We start from the raw sequence: 16,274 nt of genomic DNA on the forward strand, positions 1-16,274 counted from the left end.
GGGTCCACCTGGAGTTACGGCCGTAACGCGCGCGGGGGAGAGCATCGGTTCTCCGGTCGGGGCGCATGGATGCACGTGCGGGGGCGCGCGGTTGGCAACGGCGGGTGGGCTGGGTAGCCAGGTGTGGGGGTCGTCAGCAGCCCATGTCCCGGCAATCCTCGTATGTGCCGCATTTTCGTGATGTAAGCGGGGAACTGATCTTCACGGCCGGAACTTTCGACTCAGGGGTTCGCAGGGGGTTATGCCATGGCCGCAAGGCCTCTCGTCGCACGGCAGCCGAACGAACGGTTGCAGGCGCTCATCCAGGAAGCCGGGTGCTCGAACGCCGGGCTGGCCCGCCGGGTCAACATGTGCGGTGCCGAGCACGGCCTCGACCTGCGCTACGACAAGACGTCGGTGGCGCGCTGGCTGCGCGGGCAGCAGCCGCGCGGCCGGGCGCCCGCGATCATCGCCGAGGCACTGGGCCGCAAGCTGGGCCGTACGGTCACGATCGACGAGATCGGCATGGCCAACGGCAAGAACCTCGCCTCCGGCGTCGGCCTCCAGTTCTCGCCGACCGTGATCGGCGCCATCGAGCAGGTCTGCGAGCTGTGGCGCAGTGACGTGGGCCGCCGGGACTTCCTGTCCGGTTCCACGGTCGCCGCGTCCGCGCTGGTCGAGCCGAGCCGCGACTGGCTGATCTCGGCCCCGGACTCGCAGGTGGCACGCCAGGCGGGACCGCGCGTGGGCCACTCCGACGTGGCGGCCGTGCGCGCGATGACCCAGGCGCTGACCGACCTCGACCACCAGTACGGCAGCGGGCATGTGCGCCCGGTCGTCGTGCACTACCTCAACAGCGTGGTCTCCGGGCTGCTCGCCGGCACCTACCGGGAGGCGGTCGGCCGCGACCTGTTCGCGGCGGTCGCCCGACTGACCGAACTGGCCGGGTACATGGCCGTCGACACCGGCCAACCGGGCCTCGCCCAGCGCTACTACATCCAGTCGCTGCGCCTCGCGCAGGCGGCGGGCGACCGCGGATACGGCGGCTATGTGCTCGCCGCCTCCATGAGCCACCTCGCCGCCCAGCTCGGAAACCCGCGCGAGATCGCACAGTTGGCCCGCGCGGCCCAGGAAGGGGCACGCGGGCGCGTCACACCGCGCGCGGAGGCGATGTTCTTCGCGGCCGAGGCGCGCGGGCACGCCCTGCTGGGCGATGTGCGGGCCGCCCAGGAGGCCTCCGGGCGGGCGATCGGCGCCATGGAGCTGGCGGACCCGGCCGCCGGGGACGACCCGGTGTGGATCGCGCACTTCGACGAGGCCTATCTCGCCGACGAGCTGGCGCACTGCCACCGCGACCTGGGACAGAGCGAGGCGGCGGCGCGGTGCGCGGAGCAGGCGCTGGCCGGGCACCCCGAGAAGCGGGCGCGAAGGCGGGCGATCGGCTATGTGCTGCTCGCCACGGCACAGGTGCAGCAGCGCGAGATCGAACAGGCCTGTGCCACCGGGATGAAGGCCGTGGAACTGCTGGAGTCGCTCCGCTCCAACCGCGGCGCCGAGTACCTGGAGGACTTCCAGCAGCGGCTGGAGCCGTACCGCGAGGAGTCCGTGGTGCGGGAGTTCGGGGCGCGGCTGGAGACCCGGCAGGCCGCGTGAACGACCGGGGAACGGCCCGCGGCCGCACAGGCGGCGCACAGGAGGTGATGTGATCAGCGCCCCGCGGCGCGATTCCGTTACAGCTGTCGCGGCGGACGGGACAGCGAAGAAGATCACGTCCTGAGCGGCGTGGCACCCGGCTCCGGGGACCCGGTAGCGTGGGCCGACGATTCCGAAGGTCCCCCATTCGTAGGAGCCCCGGTGACGCAGAGTGGACAGGGCGATTCCGCGCGCGAAGGCATAGTGCTGCCCTCCGACGGCGGTGAGCCCTTGCTGCCGGGCATGACCGGCCGGAACCCCGCCCCGGCCGGTGGCCAGGCCTGGGGCGGCCCCTGGGGCCCGGAACAGCAGCAGGGCGCCGGCCCGCTGCCCGCGGAGACGGAGGGCCAGGGCGCGAGCTCCCCGTACGCCGCGCAGCAGCCCTACGGCTCCGACGCTCAGCAGCAGCCGTCCTACGGCTCCGGCGCTCAGCACCAGTCGTCCTACGGTTCCGACGCTCAGCCGCAGTCCTACGGCTCCGACGCACCGCAGCAGCAGCCCTACGGCTCCGACGCACCGCAGCAGCAGCCCTACGGCTCGGGTACGCCGCAGCAGCAGCCCTACGGCTCGGGTACGCCGCAGCCGCAGTCCTACGGCTCGGGTGCGCCGCAGCAGTCGTACGGCTCCGCCGCCGACGCCTACCCGGCGGCGGGCGGATACCCGCAGGCCGATTTCCCGCAGGCCGGCTACCCGCGGGCCGCCGCCCCGCTGCCGCCCACCGCCGACGGCGCCACCCAGTACCTCCCGCCGGTCCCCGCGGCCCCCGCGAACGAGGCGGCGACCCAGTACATCGCCCCGGTGTCGCCCGGCGCGCTGCCGCCCGAGACGGCGGACGACCAGACGCGCTTCCTCGGCCGCACGGCGCCCGCGGGGGCCGCGGGGCATCCGGACAACGCGCCCACGCAGTACATCCCGCCGGTCGCGGCCGATCCCTACGGCGGCGGGGACCGGCGGCCGCCCGCCGAGTTCGACAGCCTCTTCCGCAGCGAGCCGTCCGGTCCGGCCCCGGCCGGAGCCACCCAGCAGATGCCGCGCGTCCCCAGCGCGCCGAACGCCTATGCCGGACGGCCCGCGCCGCAGTACGACCACGCGCAGTACGACGACGGCGGTCACGACGGCGGCGACGGCGGCCGTACCCGTTCGAAGGTGCCGCTCATCGCGGCCATCGGCGTGGGCATCGTCGTCGTCGGAGTCGGCGCGGGCGCGCTGCTCAGCGGTGGTGGCGGCGACAAGGGCGGGCAGACCGACAGCGGCAAGAACGTGGCCGCCTCGGCGCCCGCGACCGGCGACTCCGCCTCCCCGGCGGCGGCCGATCCCGCCCGGCAGCAGGCCGTCGCCCTGGACAAGCTGCTCGCCGACAGCGGCAGCAGCCGCGCTTCGGTGATCAAGGCCGTGGCCGACGTGAAGAGCTGCAACAACCTGGGCGCGGCCGCCTCGGATCTGCGGAGCGCGGCCCAACAGCGCAGCGGTCTGGTCACCCGCCTGTCACAGCTGTCCGTCGACAAGCTGCCGGACAACGCGGCGCTGACCTCGGCCCTCACCAAGGCCTGGCAGGCGTCCGCGTCGGCCGACAACCACTACGCGGCCTGGGCCCAGCAGGTCTCCGGCAAGCACGGCTGCAAGAAGGGCCATGCCCGCGCCACCGGCCAGACCCAGGCGGGCAACAGGGAGAGCGGTGTCGCCAGCACCCAGAAGGTCTCGGCGTCGCGGCTGTGGAACGCGATCGCGAACAAGTACGGCCTGACCCAGCGCCAGCCGACCCAGCTCTGACCCGGCTCCGGCCCGGAGCCGTAACGGTTCCGGGGCAGTGGTCCGGGGTCAGTAGTCCAGGTCCGCGCTCGCCAGTGTCCTCGTCACGTCCACGAATCCGCCCTTGGCCGCGACCAGCCGGCCGTCCCGGACGACCTGGAGGGTCACGCTGGTGTTGACCAGCCGGGAGAAGCCGGCGGACGACAGCTTGCTCCGGTACTGCGGCCACTGAAGGGCCGGGGTCAGACCGTCGGTGTCGACCTTGAGGCCGTGGTCGAGGGTGTTCCGGACGGACCGCGCGGTCACCTCCTGGCCGGCGAGCCGCTCCAGGGCGCCCTTCAGGACGGTGTAGGCGATCCACGTGGTCTGCACCCCGGTGTCCGCGGGGTCGATGCGGTTGTCGCCGAAGGCCTGCTCGTTGATCACCTTCTTCATACGGTCCCAGCGGGGGTCCGAGGTCACCGGGTACCAGCCGGATATGTACGCGCCCTCGTACGGCCCGTGGGCCCCGCCCGTCCGGTTGATCACGGTCTGGTCGACGTTGCCGAGCACGGTCGCGGTCCGCACCGCCCGGTAGTCCTCGCGGTCACGGCGGAAGGAGTCCATGAAGGTGTCGGTGCGGTCGCCGAGCGCGGGTACCACGCACCCCTTGTGCGTCGGGTCCTTGGTCGCCGCCGTCAGGGCCTGCTGGGACGGCCCGCCGTACTCGGTGGCGTTCTCGGCCGCCGGCTGGTCGTCGGCCGCCGGGTGCCCGCCCGCCTTCAGGCCGGAGTCGAGAAGCGGGGCCAGCTCGTCGCCCGCGATGCTGTCGGGGCGGACCAGGGCGACGCGGCCGCAGCGCCCGGCGAGCGCCTCGCCGAGGCCCGCGAGCAGCGAGGGCTGGCCGCCGTTGACGGGGTAGGACGTGACGCTGGTGAACTCGTCGTTGGTCACACCGTAGCCGCCGATGTAGGGGATGCCGGCGGTCTGCAGCACGGGCAGGTAGGAGTCACCGTACTGGCTGTAGGAGCCGACGACCGCGACCACGTTCTCATCGACGGCGCGCTGGGCGCACCGCGCGGCGGTGATGCCGTCGTTGTGGTCGTTGCAGGTGAGCACCGTGAGGTCGCGGCCGTTGATACCGCCGTGCGCGTTGATCCACTTGGCATACGCCCTGGCCATGGCCGGCATGCCCGGCTTGTTGGTGGCGTCGGTGTTCTCCGGAGCCCAGGTCATGACCTTGATCGGGTCGTTCCCGGAATCCCCCGAGGTGCCGGGCACGACCCCGCATCCGGACGTGAGTGCGGCGCATGCCAGCAGCGCGCCCGCGGTGAGCATGGTGGCTTTCCTGGGGGTCATGTACACGCACGATTCCGCCACCTACCGAACCTGGGAGTGACCTGCGTTCAACGGAAAGTGGCGTGAAGGTGAATTACGGGGGTCAATGGGTGTTCCCCGCCGGGGAACGTACGATCGGACACCGTGCAAGGTTCGGAGAACACTTCCCGTCGCGGCCGTCGCTCATCCACCATGGGCGGCATGCCTCTCAACGACATGCCCTGGTGGCGCTGGCGCGGCAACGTCCGTTCCGCGCTGCACATGCTCTCCGACCCGGTGTTCCAGCAGGAAGTCTGGCTGGCGGGCGTGGACGGGTACGGCGACGTCACCGACGCGGTGTACCGGCTGGTGGAGGACACCTGGCTGGACAGCTGGTCCGCGGAGAAGTACGTCGGCACGATCTTCCGGGACTCGCAGGAGGCGGCGCTGGTCGACACGGCCGTGCTGCGTGTGCTGCGGATCGTGCACCAGATCGGGCCGGACGCCCCGGTCCAGGCCTACTTCGACCACCACGGGTGGCCGGAGGCGGTGCGGGCCGCACGGGACGCGCACATACGCCTCGCGACCAGCGACGGGGACGACCCCGACGCCGCGCCGCGGACCCTTGAGGTGCTGCGCATCATGACCAGGTCCGCGTGACGGACGCTCGCTCTCCGCACGGGGTTCGTATGGGACCCTGTGCTGCATGAACGAGCAGCCCAGCCGGGCCGGTGCGGCCCTCGCCGACCAGTACGTCCTCACCCTCTCCTGCCCGGACAAAACGGGCATCGTGCACGCCGTGTCGAGCTACCTGTTCATGACCGGCTGCAACATCGAGGACAGCCAGCAGTTCGGCGACCACGACACGGGACTGTTCTTCATGCGTGTCCACTTCTCGGCCGAGGCGCCCGTGACGGTGGACAAGCTGCGCGCCAGCTTCGCGGCGATCGGTGACTCCTTCCAGATGGACTGGCAGATCAACCACGCCGACGAGCGCATGCGCATCGTGCTCATGGTCAGCAAGTTCGGGCACTGCCTGAACGACCTGCTGTTCCGCGCCCGCATCGGCGCCCTGCCGGTGGAGATCGCGGCCGTGGTCTCCAACCACACCGACTTCGCCGAGCTGGTGGAGTCGTACCACATCCCCTTCCACCACATTCCGGTCACGAAGGACACCAAGGCGCAGGCCGAGGCACGGGTGCTGGAGATCGTCCGCGAGGAGCGCGTCGAGCTGGTCGTGCTCGCCCGCTACATGCAGGTCCTCTCGGACGACCTGTGCAAGCAGCTCAGCGGCCGGATCATCAACATCCACCACTCCTTCCTGCCGAGCTTCAAGGGCGCCAAGCCGTACCACCAGGCGCACGCGCGGGGCGTGAAGCTGATCGGCGCCACGGCGCACTACGTCACCGCCGACCTCGACGAGGGGCCGATCATCGAGCAGGAGGTCGAGCGGGTGAGGCACGACGTCACCCCGGACCAGCTGGTCGCCGTCGGGCGGGACGTGGAGTGCCAGGCGCTGGCGCGGGCCGTCAAGTGGCACGCGGAGCGGAGGATTCTGCTGAACGGGCGCCGGACGGTGGTTTTCGCCTAGGAGCCCGGGAGCTCGGGGTTCGTCGGCGGCTGTGGGTGAGTGGAGGCCGTTCGCGCAGTTCCCCGCGCCCCTGGAGGCAGGCGCACTGGTCCCACCTCTTGGGGGCGCGGGGAACTGCGCGACCAGCCACCGACTGCCCGCAGCCGCCGACGCACCCCGCACCACCCCCTACATCCGGCTCATCGCCGCCGCAGCGAACAGTACGTCCCTGATCGCCGCACGATCACCGACCTGCCCCGCCGCAGCCTCCGCAGGAGACACGTGGCCCGCCGCGAGCCGGCAGAACTCGACGCCGTCCAGGGCGACGTGGGCGACCTCGTGGTCTGCGGAGCCCAGGGCGGCCGGGGAGTCGAGCGGGATCAGCCACTCGCCGCCGCCCGAGCCCTCGATCTCCAGCCGGAGGCTGCGGCCGGGTTCACCGGCGGGCACGAGATGGCGGCCCTCGCCCGGCGGGGCCAGCCCCGCGCGTCGGCGGGCCGCGAGCACGACCGGCAGCATGCGGGCGGCGAGGCCGATCATCCGGCTCAGATGGCGCGGTGCGGGCGGGTCGTACGGATAGTGCACCGCGTGCGCGATGTCCTCCGCGTGCACCCAGCACTCGAAGGCCCGGTCGAGCATCGCGTCGGGCAGCGGCAGCTCGAAGTCGCCGTACCGTACGGCGGGTTCGCCGGCGCCGGTGAAGGACGCGGACCGCACGATGGTGTGGGTCTGTTGCCGCCAGGGCACCCGTATCGCGCGGGTCGGCGGTCGGGGCGAGGCCCGCCAGAAGGCCTCGGTGCGCGCGGCCGGGCCCCGCGCGGCGTCCCCGGCTCCGGCCAGCGGGTCGTCCAGGCCCAGCGCGACCGCGACCAGCCCGTCGACCGACATCAGGTGCGCGATCACTCCGGCCACGGTGGTACGGCGGCTCGTCGCCGTGTCGTCCTCGAACCACCTCAGCCGTACCGGCGCGTGCCACTCGCCGTCCCCGATGTCCTGGAGCAGCGCGTCGAGACGCGCGGTCTCGGCGTCGTACGGCGTCGCCCAGACGGGCACCGGGATGTCGGCCGGGCGCCGGTCGAGGCAGCTCTCCAGTACCCGGGTGCGCAGGGTCGGGTCCAGGTCGAGGCTTTCCGGTGGGTGCAGCAGACCGACCGCCTCGCGCAGCCGCAGCGCCTCCTCCGCGCACGGGCCGCACGCGCCGAGGTGCTCCTCCACGGCGGTCGTCTCGGCGGTCGAACAGGCGGCCAGTGCCCATGCGCCGAGCAGCGATTTCAGGACGTCGTGCGACAGCGCCGGCGGAGGCGGGCCGGGCAGCGGCAGTCCGGTGTCCTCCACCGAGGCGCGGGGCAGCGGGATGCGGGGCCGCGCCGCGTCGAAGTGGTCCGCTCCGCTCATGCCGCGCCTCCCTGTCCCGGCGGTCTTCCGGCGTCGTGGGCGGTGGACAGCAGTTGCAGGCCGAGACGGAGGCGTCGGCGGGCCTCGTCCTCGGTGACGCCGAGGTCGGTGGCTGTCTGGCGGTAGTCGCGGCGCTGGAAGTAGGCCAGGTCCAGGGCGTCGCGCAGCGGTGCGGGCATGGCGTTCACGATGTAGTCGGCGCGGGCGGCGACCGAGGCGCGGCACACGTCGCGCTCCAGTTCCTCCGTGGAGCCGGACTCGTCCCGGGCGAGCGCGGCGGCCTTGGTGGTGCGCAGCCGCTGCACGGCGAGACGGTGGGTCAGGCCCGCCAGCCAGGAGCGCAGGGGGCCGTGCCGCTCGTGGTCGTAGGCCTCGGGGTGTTCCCAGACGTGGGCGAAGACCTCACGGGTGACGGTGTCGGCGGCGGGTTCGTCGCCGAGCACTCGGCGGGCGAGGCCGTGCACGAGCGTGGCGAACCGGTCGTACAGCTCGCCCAGGGCGGCCGCCTCGCCGCGCTGGAGCCGCTGCCGCATCCTGTGGTCCCAGTGGGGCGGTGCGTCCTTGCTCGCCATGCGGCCCCTTCCCCGTGCCCGTGTCCAGCGTGTGTCCACCGTCTCCTCGAATGTAGTAGGCACTTTCGGCGGCGCACGCCCCTTTGTGTCAATGTGCGCCCCCGCCTACTTCTGATCGAACAGGATTGGTGGTGACTGAAACAAGCCCTATGATGATCGGTTTCGGTTTGTGGCGGGGGGTTTCAGGGAACCGCCGCTGGGCAGCCGCGCGGAAGGTAAATGCAGGAACTGCTTCCGTTTCCCGGCGGTTCCCGAGATCGGCGAGCGGAGGGCTGGACCGTGACATTCAATGTGACCCGCGTCGATCGGGGCGGATGGGCGGTGCTCCGCGTGTCCGGCGAACTGGATCTGGTGACCTCGCCGGTGCTGCGGCAACGGGTGCACGACGCGGTGGCCGAGGGGCACCACAGCCTGGTCCTGGAGCTCTCGGAGGTCTTCTTCTGCGACTCCAGCGGGGTCGGCGTGCTGATCGCCGCCCGCCGTCTGATGCGCTCCTGCCGGGGCAGTCTGCGGCTGATCCTGCCGTCCCGGGGCGCCGCCGACGCCTCGCACGTCAACCGGGTGCTGTCCGCGCTGGGCGTGCGCCGGCTGTTCGACGTGTACCCCGACGTCGAGGCGGCCGTGGCGGAGGGTACGGAACCATTGTCGGCCTGAGCGACATCGCCACACTGTTGTCCCGGAATTCCCCCGGTCTTGGCACAAGCGTCGATTTCTCGCTCCCCCGCCGGCTGCGGCGTCGTACGCTCCGTGACGGATGAACCCCCACATGACGTAAGGCGGACCGAAGAAATGATCAGCAGCGAGCACGAACGCAGGATCGCCGCCCGGTTCGCCACCTTCGACCAGGACGGCAACGGCTGGATCGACCGTGAGGACTTCAGCGCGGCGGCCAAGGCACTGCTGTCCGAGTTCGGGACGGTGGCCCGGTCGGACAAGGGGCAGGCCCTGTACGCGGGCGCCGAGGCGTTCTGGCAGGGCATGGCGGGCATCGCGGACCGGGACGGCGACCAGCGCATCACCCGCGAGGAGTTCGTCGGCGGCGCCGTCAAACGCCTGCACGACAACCCCGACCGGTTCGCCGAGATCGCCCGCCCCTTCCTGCACGCGACCCTCGACCTGATCTCCGCCCCCGACGGCAGGGCCACCATCCCGGACGTCGTCCGCGCCCTCACCACCCTCGGCGTCCCCACCGACATCGCCCAGGCGGCCGCCGCCGCACTGGACACCGACGGCGACGGCAGGGTGGGGGAGGCGGAGGTCGTCCCGGCGGTGGCCCGCTACTTCACGGTGCCGGACTGACGGAGCCGCGACTGTTCCTCCGGCTCCGAATAGCGCTCCCGCAACTTGTACTTGAGCACCTTCCGCAGCGTCTCGTTGCGGGGCAGGCTGTCCACAACCTCCAGGCGCTCGGGGAGTTTGTGCACGGACAGGCCCTGCGACCTCAGATGGGCGACCAGTTCGGGGAGGGTCGGTGCGGTCGCCCCGGGCGGGGTCTCGACGACCGCGCAGAGCAGCTCCCCGCGTTCCGCGTCCGGGAGGCCGATCACCGCGACGTCGCCGACGCCGGGGTGCCGGTGCAGCAGGTCCTCGATCTCCTTCGCGGAGATGTTCTCGCCCTTGCGGATGATCACGTCCTTCGAGCGACCGGTGAGCACCAGATGGCCGGAGCCGGTCAGATGCCCCAGGTCACCGGTGCGGAGGAAGCCGTCCGTGTCGAAGGCCTCGGCCGTCTGCGCCGGATCGAGATAGCCCCGGCACACGGCCTCCCCGCGCAGCCGCACCTCCCCGTCGACGATCCGTATCTCCATCCCCTCCGGCGGACGCCCCTCCGTCGTCGCGAGGTTCTCCGCCGTGTCGTCCGGCGATCCCATGGTGATCATCGGTACTTCGGTCATGCCGTAGCCGTGGGTGAGCTGCACGTCCATCTCGCGGACCACGCTGCGGTACAGCTCCGGCGGCTTGGGCGCGCCGCCCCCGGCGAGCAGCCGCAGCGTCGGTATCACCTTCTCGCCGGGCAGCTTGCGCTGTTCGGCCAGGAACATCGAGTAGAACGCGGTGGACCCGCCCGCCACCGTCACCCCGTGCCGGCGGTACTCCGCCAGTGCCCCGGGCAGTGCGAACTGCTCGAACAGCACCGCCGGGAAGCCGTACAGCAGCAGCATCACGGTGTAGTCGGGCCCGGCGATGTGCGCGTACGGGAAGGCCATCGAGCCGACGTCCCGCTCCGTCAGCTTCAGCGCGTGCGCCAGACAGGACCCGCCCGCGATCAGCGAACGGTCGGTGTGCAGCACGCCCTTGGGGTCGGAGGTGGTGCCCGAGGTCCAGTAGATCCAGCGTACGGACGTGCCCTCGGCGGGCGGCTCGGGCAGCACCCCCGGGTCGCCGTCGGGCAGCCCGCCCTCGGCGTACGCCTCGAAGACCCCCTTCGCGCCCAGCCGCCGCGCCATCTCCGTGTGGTCGAAGCCCCGCCAGGTGCCCGGTACGGCGAAGAACTCCGCCCTGGACTCGCGCAGCGCGAAGCCGGTCTCCCGGTCCCGGTAGAACGGGATGACCGGCGACTGCACGGCGCCCAGCCGGGCCAGCGCGAAGGACAGCAGGGCCGTTTCGATCCGGGTGGGCAGCTGCCAGGCGACGACCGTGCCGGGGCGCACACCCATGCCGTACAGGCCGGCGGCCACCCGTTCGGCACGGTCGCGCAGTTCTCCGAAGGTCAGCGTCCGGTCGCCCTGGAGGAACACCGGCCGGCCGGGGGTGAGCGCGGCACGCCGGGCGACCAGTTCCCAGAGGGTGCGGGACGTGCTCAGTTCGTGTGCGGTGACGTTCATGCCGATGCCCCCCTGTGGCTGACGACTCGTCAGATCGTGGCCAGAGCGTAGGCCCGGGCGCCTTGTCGGTCCAGGGGTGCGGGGTTAGCCTGCCAGAAATCTGACGCTGCATCAGATGCGGGGAGCGGGAATGGACCTGTCGTACACGCCCGAGGAGGAGGAGTTCCGGACCCGGCTGCGCCGGTGGCTGGCCGGGACGCTGCCCGCCCTGCCGCCCAAGCCGTCCCCCGACGACTGGCCCGGGCGGCGCGCCTACGACCTCGGCTGGCAGCGGACGCTGCACGACGCCGGCTACGGCGAGGTGCACTGGGACGCCTCCCCGACCCTGCGGCTGATCTTCCTGGAGGAGACCGAACGCGCGGGCGCCCCCTATGTCGGCGCCAACTTCGTCGGACTGCTGCACGCGGGGCCGACCATCGCCGCCGAGGGCACCCCGGAGCAGCGGACCCGCTGGCTGCCCCCGATCCTGCGCGGCGAACAGGTGTGGTGCCAGGGCTTCAGCGAACCCGACGCCGGATCCGACCTCGCCGCGCTGCGCACCCGCGCCCGGCGGGACGGCGACGACTACGTGGTGACCGGCTCCAAGATCTGGACCTCGCACGCGGAGGTCGCCGACTGGTGCGAACTGCTGGTGCGCACCGACCCCGCCGCGCCGAAGCATCAGGGCATCACCTGGCTCGCCATGCCGATGGACGCGCCGGGCGTCACCGTACGGCCGCTGCGCACCCTCGCCGGGTCGGCCGAGTTCGCGGAGGTGTTCCTGGACGAGGTGCGCGTCCCGGTGGCCAACCGGGTCGGCGAGGAGAACGACGGCTGGCGGGTGACCATGGTGACGCTGTCCTTCGAGCGCGGCACCGCCTTCGTCGGCGAGGTCGTCGCCTGCCGCCGGGTCCTCGGCGAACTGGCCCGCGAGGCCCGCAAGAACGGCCGCTGGGACGATCCCGTGCTGCGCCGCCGGCTGGGACGGCTGAACGCCGAGTTCCGTGCGCTGTGGCGGCTCACCCAGTGGAACGTGAGCGAGGCCGAGGCGAGCGGCGGGGTGCCCGGCACCGGGGGCTCCGTCTTCAAGCTGAGGTACTCGCACGCGCGCCAGGAGCTGTACGACGCGGCGGCCGACGTACTGGGCCCGGACTGTCTCGACCTGGACCGCCCCTGGGTCCTCGACCGGCTCTCCTCCCTCTCGTACACCATCGCCGCCGGTACCTCGCAGATCCAGCGGAACATCGTGGCCGAACGGATCCTCGGCCTGCCGAAGGGGCGGTGACCTGCCGTATGTGCTTCCAACTCACCGAGGACCAGCGGGCGCTGCGGGACGGCGTACGGGGGATGCTGGCCCGGCGCTTCGGCCCGGAGGCGCTGCGGGCGGCCGCCGGGGTGCCCGGTCTGGACCGTGCGCTGTGGCGCGAGCTGGGCACGGCGGGCTTCTTCTCGCTGCGGCTGCCGGAGGCGGACGGCGGGGCCGGACTCGGTCTGCCGGAGGCCGTGTTGGCCTTCGAGGAGGCCGGGCGGGCCCTGCTGCCGGGGCCGCTCGTGGCCACGCATCTCGCGGCCGGGGCCGTGCCCGGGGCGGACACCGGGGAGACGGTGGTGGCCGTCTGCGACGGCGGCCCCGTGGAGTGGCTGGCGGAGGCCGACGTGGTGCGCGGGGACGCCTCGGGCGCCCTGCCGCTGCGGTCGGTGGACCCGCTGACGCCCCTGCACCGGGTGCCGGACGCCGGCCCGGGCCGCCCCGGCCCTCGCCCGGACCCCCACGCCGTGCTCCTCACCGCCGCCGAACAGCTCGGCACGGCCACGCGCGTCTGCGAACTGGCCGTGCGCCACGCCCGGACGCGTGAGCAGTTCGGAAGGCCGGTCGGGGCGTTCCAGGCGGTCAAACACCTGTGCGCGCAGATGCTGGTACGGGCCGAGACGGCACGCGCTGCGGTCTACGCGGCGGCCGTCACCGCCGACCCGGTGGACATCGCGGCGGCGCGCCTGCTGGCCGACGAGGCGGCCGTACACGGCGCCCGGGACTGCCTTCAGGTGCACGGCGGCATGGGGTTCACCTGGGAGGCAGAGGTGCATTTGCACCTGAAGCGAACCTGGGTTCGGGCGCAGCGTGGCGGAGGCGTTACGGAGAGTGAGGAGACGCTCGCTGCCGAACTGCTGGACTGACCCGCCAGAACCCTGTTGGGCTGCGGAAACCGCCATCCAATGGCCAAGGATGTTGCGGATCGTGTTGTGACGGAACTACAGAGCGTTGATACCGGGTTGTGTCCAACGCGTGACTCGTAACGCCCTGGAGTCGGCTGTCCGCTCCGGTACCTTCTGTGGGATGCGAGTGGTTTCGAGCGCGCGCCTGTCCGGTGTTGCCCCTGGGGCGAGGCCGGTTCCGGCCTGTTCGACTCTTCCGGGCGAGCGTCGCACAGTATGCCGCACGGGTACTCCTTCGCGCTGGAATATGCCCGAAGCGCTTGTTGGCGTGACTGTGCGTCAACCATGGTGTCCTGTAAGGGATTCACGGTCCGTGACCCCAGCTTCGGTTGTCGTTCCGGGCATGCAGAAAATGTGTCCGCCGGTTCGGATGGTGTGAGCGGTGCAGGTACTTCAAGTGCAACTGGAGATCCGGCCCGACCCCGCCGAGGTGGGGCGCGCCCGGCGCTGGGCCCGCTCGCGCCTTGCCGGGTCGGGCATAGCGGTGGACGAGCCGCTCGCCGAGACGCTGATCCTGCTCGTCTCCGAGCTGGTCACCAACGCCGTCGTGCACACCGGCCTGCCTGCCGTGCTGCGGCTGTCCCTGCCGGGAACCGGGGCCGGCGCGGAGTCGGCGACGGTGCGCCTGGAGGTGGCCGACACCAGCGCCCGCGCCCCCGTCCCGCGCTGCGTGGACGGCGATGCCACCGGCGGCCGCGGACTGGCCCTCGTCGACGGCCTCGCCGACCGCTGGGGCTGGAGCCCCGACGGCGCGGGCAAGCGCATCTGGTGCGAACTGGACCGCTGCGCGCGCAACGCCCAGAGCGCGGCCACGGCGTACGGAAGCGGACTCCCCGCGTACGAGGGGCTGGCGTTCGAGGCCGTGTAGGCGGGGTGTCGGCAGTGCGCCGGGTGTGCATCCGTGCGCGCCGGGGCGGTTGCCTCACGGTATTGACGTCGCGTGACCGGCTGATCACCCTGGTGTGCAGCGATTCGCCGCGAGGGGACGACGAGGGCCCGGGTGGGGGAGGTCCTTGTCGAGCGTGGGTCGGACCGGCCGGTGGCGCGCCGCACCTCGCCCGTGCCACCGGCCGGAGTTCACAGGACGGCCACCGGCGCCACCGGCGTTCCCGTCGCGCCCACGAACGGTTCGGGCATCGCCGACAGCAGGAACGCGTACCGACCCGCCTCTCCACAGGCTGTGGACAACTCTTCCAGATTCCAGTTCTGGCCCTGGAGCATCCCCATCTCCACCAGGTGCAGGGCGTGCACGGGCAGCCACAGGTCCTCGATCTCCGGCGGGAAGATCTCGAACGTGAGGGTGTCGTTCGCCACGGCCGCCACGTCGCGCGCGTGGAACCACTCCGGTGTGCGCACCGACAGGCCCGGCGACGGATAGCCGTAACCGTGCTTGTCCCCGGCGAGATACACCTGGACCTGACCGGTCCGCACCAGCACGATGTCACCGGCCCGCACACGCGTACCGCCGAACTCCTCGGCCGCCTCCAGATCCTCCGGGGTGACCGCGTGACCGCCGTCCAGCCGGTCGACGCCCCGGGCGCCGGCCACGTCCAGCAGCACCCCGCGCGAGACGACGTGCCGCGCCTTGTCCATCCCGCAGAACTCGGCGCCGCCGTGCGCGGTGACGGTGTGCGCGGGACGGCCGTTGTAGAGCTTCCCGGAGTGCGAGACATGGGTCAGCGCGTCCCAGTGCGTGCCCGCCTGCAGCCCCATCGTCACCACGTCGTCGCTGCACGCCACCGTGCCCGGCCCGAAGAGCTCCTGGTTGATCTGCACCATCGTGTGCAGCGGGTTGACCCGCCCCGGGATCATCCCGGTCTGCACCCCGTCCTCGCGCAGCGGCAGCGCGAGCGGCACCCGGCGGCCGGTGCGGACCTCGGCCGCGGCCCCGCGGACCACCTCGTCGGTGATCAGGTTCAGGGTGCCGATCTCGTCGTCCGCCCCCCAGCGGCCCCAGTTGCTGACGCGCTTGGCGATGTCGTGGAACCGTTCCGGCAGTGACATCGGGCCTCCCCGGGGCTTGTCCTTCTCGGTCTGACGCGCCATAAAATCTAACGGTCCGTCAGAAACCGCGGGAAGGGGCCGGGCGTGGGGAACTTCTTGGCAGGAAAGGCGGTCGCCGTCACCGGCGCCGGACGGGGCATCGGCCGGGCGGTCGCCCTCGCCGCGGCCGCCGAGGGCGCACGGGTCGTCGTCAACGACTACGGCGTCACCGCCGACGGCACCTCACCGACCAGCGAGGTCGCCGACGCCGTGGTCAAGGAGATAGAGGCGGCGGGCGGCCGGGCGGTCGCCGTCGCCGACGACATCTCCACGATGGCCGGCGGACAGCGCGTGGTCGACACCGCCCTGGAGGCGTACGGCCGTCTCGACGGCGTCGTCTGCGTGGCCGGGATCCTGCGTGAGCGGATGCTGTTCAACATGACCGAGGACGAGTGGGACCCCGTCGTCGCCACCCACCTCAAAGGCACGTTCACGGTGTTCCGCGCGGCCTCCGCGGTGATGCGGAAGCAGAAGTCCGGCACGCTCATCGGCTTCACCAGCGGCAACCACCAGGGCTCCGTGTCGCAGGCCAACTACAGCGCGGCGAAGGGCGGGATCATCTCGCTCGTGCGCAGCGCCGCGCTCGGCCTGCACAAGTACGGGGTGACCGCGAACGCGGTGGCGCCCGTGGCCCGTACCCGGATGTCGGCGGGCGTGCCCATGGAACTGAAGGAGATCGGGGAACCGGAGGACGTGGCCGCGCTGGTCACCTATCTCCTCTCCGGCCGGGCCCGGGAGGCCGGGATCACCGGGCAGGTGTACACGATCGCCGGGCCGAAGATCGCGGTGTGGGCCCAGCCCCGTGAGCTGCGCGCGGCCTACGGCGAGGGTGCCTGGACGCCGGAGCGGATAGCGGACTTCCTGCCCGGGACGGTCGGCGTGGACCCGATGCCGATGCTGGCCCGGCTGGAGGAGATGGAGCGGGCCGCACGGGACGGTTCCCGGCCCAACGCCTGACAG

General features: G+C 72.1%; 15 protein-coding genes. 10 read left to right on the forward strand and 5 right to left on the reverse strand.

Translation table 11 applies throughout. The features are described 5' to 3' along the window. Positions 1-246: 246 nt before the first annotated feature. A complete protein-coding gene (locus tag ACIPK3_RS15190; protein ID WP_402569787.1) occupies positions 247-1,632 on the forward strand; it encodes a transcriptional regulator in 1,386 nt (461 codons plus the stop codon). A gap of 201 nt (positions 1,633-1,833) precedes the next feature. Beyond that, on the forward strand, positions 1,834-3,441 hold the full coding sequence (locus ACIPK3_RS15195; RefSeq protein WP_402569788.1) for a hypothetical protein: 1,608 nt from the start codon (positions 1,834-1,836) through the stop codon (positions 3,439-3,441). Between the two features lie 48 nt (positions 3,442-3,489). Here the strand turns inward: ACIPK3_RS15195 and ACIPK3_RS15200 are convergent, their stop codons facing one another. Beyond that, entirely contained in the window at positions 3,490-4,758 is a 1,269-nt protein-coding gene (locus tag ACIPK3_RS15200; RefSeq protein WP_402569790.1) for an ABC transporter substrate-binding protein, read from the reverse strand. Between the two features lie 171 nt (positions 4,759-4,929). On the opposite strand from ACIPK3_RS15200, the gene ACIPK3_RS15205 reads away from it, so the two are divergent. Continuing rightward, a complete protein-coding gene (locus ACIPK3_RS15205) occupies positions 4,930-5,376 on the forward strand; it encodes a hypothetical protein (RefSeq protein ID WP_402569791.1) in 447 nt (148 codons plus the stop codon). 46 nt (positions 5,377-5,422) lie between these two features. Further along, on the forward strand, positions 5,423-6,307 hold the full coding sequence (gene purU, locus ACIPK3_RS15210; protein WP_402569793.1) for a formyltetrahydrofolate deformylase: 885 nt from the start codon (positions 5,423-5,425) through the stop codon (positions 6,305-6,307). 168 nt (positions 6,308-6,475) lie between these two features. Here purU and ACIPK3_RS15215 read toward each other — a convergent pair whose 3' ends face one another. Together ACIPK3_RS15215 and ACIPK3_RS15220 are read right to left on the reverse strand one after the other, a co-directional pair. Further along, on the reverse strand, positions 6,476-7,681 hold the full coding sequence (locus ACIPK3_RS15215; protein ID WP_402569794.1) for a maleylpyruvate isomerase N-terminal domain-containing protein: 1,206 nt from the start codon (positions 7,679-7,681) through the stop codon (positions 6,476-6,478). Further along, positions 7,678-8,253 carry an RNA polymerase sigma factor gene (locus ACIPK3_RS15220; protein ID WP_402569795.1) on the reverse strand — a complete coding sequence of 192 codons (576 nt, stop codon included), beginning with the start codon at positions 8,251-8,253 and terminating at the stop codon, positions 7,678-7,680. Before ACIPK3_RS15220 ends, ACIPK3_RS15215 begins: the two co-directional genes overlap by 4 nt. A gap of 219 nt (positions 8,254-8,472) precedes the next feature. Between ACIPK3_RS15220 and ACIPK3_RS15225 the strand changes: the two genes are divergently transcribed. Together ACIPK3_RS15225 and ACIPK3_RS15230 are read left to right on the forward strand one after the other, a co-directional pair. Continuing rightward, positions 8,473-8,907 carry an STAS domain-containing protein gene (locus ACIPK3_RS15225; protein WP_402569796.1) on the forward strand — a complete coding sequence of 145 codons (435 nt, stop codon included), beginning with the start codon at positions 8,473-8,475 and terminating at the stop codon, positions 8,905-8,907. Positions 8,908-9,042: 135 nt separating this feature from the next. Then, positions 9,043-9,552 carry an EF-hand domain-containing protein gene (locus ACIPK3_RS15230; protein WP_402569797.1) on the forward strand — a complete coding sequence of 170 codons (510 nt, stop codon included), beginning with the start codon at positions 9,043-9,045 and terminating at the stop codon, positions 9,550-9,552. Here the strand turns inward: ACIPK3_RS15230 and ACIPK3_RS15235 are convergent. Beyond that, positions 9,531-11,078, reverse strand: a complete 1,548-nt coding sequence (locus tag ACIPK3_RS15235; RefSeq protein WP_402569798.1) for a class I adenylate-forming enzyme family protein — start codon at positions 11,076-11,078, stop codon at positions 9,531-9,533. The genes ACIPK3_RS15230 and ACIPK3_RS15235 overlap by 22 nt on opposite strands. Positions 11,079-11,208: 130 nt before the next feature. Here ACIPK3_RS15235 and ACIPK3_RS15240 point away from each other — a divergent pair, with 130 nt between their 5' ends. The 3 genes from ACIPK3_RS15240 to ACIPK3_RS15250 all read left to right on the forward strand — a co-directional run bounded on the left by ACIPK3_RS15240 (position 11,209) and on the right by ACIPK3_RS15250 (position 14,139). Further along, the gene (locus ACIPK3_RS15240) at positions 11,209-12,342 is read left to right on the forward strand and encodes an acyl-CoA dehydrogenase (protein WP_402570192.1); all 1,134 of its coding nucleotides are present in this window, start codon (positions 11,209-11,211) and stop codon (positions 12,340-12,342) included. Positions 12,343-12,350: 8 nt separating this feature from the next. Beyond that, positions 12,351-13,232 (forward strand): acyl-CoA dehydrogenase family protein, encoded by an 882-nt coding sequence (locus ACIPK3_RS15245; RefSeq protein ID WP_402570194.1) that lies wholly within the window; start codon positions 12,351-12,353, stop codon positions 13,230-13,232. Between the two features lie 436 nt (positions 13,233-13,668). Beyond that, a complete protein-coding gene (locus ACIPK3_RS15250) occupies positions 13,669-14,139 on the forward strand; it encodes an ATP-binding protein (protein WP_402570196.1) in 471 nt (156 codons plus the stop codon). Between the two features lie 209 nt (positions 14,140-14,348). Here ACIPK3_RS15250 and ACIPK3_RS15255 read toward each other — a convergent pair whose 3' ends face one another. Next, the gene (locus ACIPK3_RS15255; protein ID WP_402569800.1) at positions 14,349-15,275 is read right to left on the reverse strand and encodes a cyclase family protein; all 927 of its coding nucleotides are present in this window, start codon (positions 15,273-15,275) and stop codon (positions 14,349-14,351) included. Positions 15,276-15,359: 84 nt separating this feature from the next. Between ACIPK3_RS15255 and ACIPK3_RS15260 the strand changes: the two genes are divergently transcribed. Continuing rightward, on the forward strand, positions 15,360-16,271 hold the full coding sequence (locus ACIPK3_RS15260; RefSeq protein WP_402569801.1) for an SDR family NAD(P)-dependent oxidoreductase: 912 nt from the start codon (positions 15,360-15,362) through the stop codon (positions 16,269-16,271). Positions 16,272-16,274 lie beyond the last annotated feature (3 nt).

The sequence above is a fragment of the Streptomyces sp. NPDC086787 genome, from assembly GCF_044745865.1.
Lineage (GTDB): Bacteria > Actinomycetota > Actinomycetes > Streptomycetales > Streptomycetaceae > Streptomyces.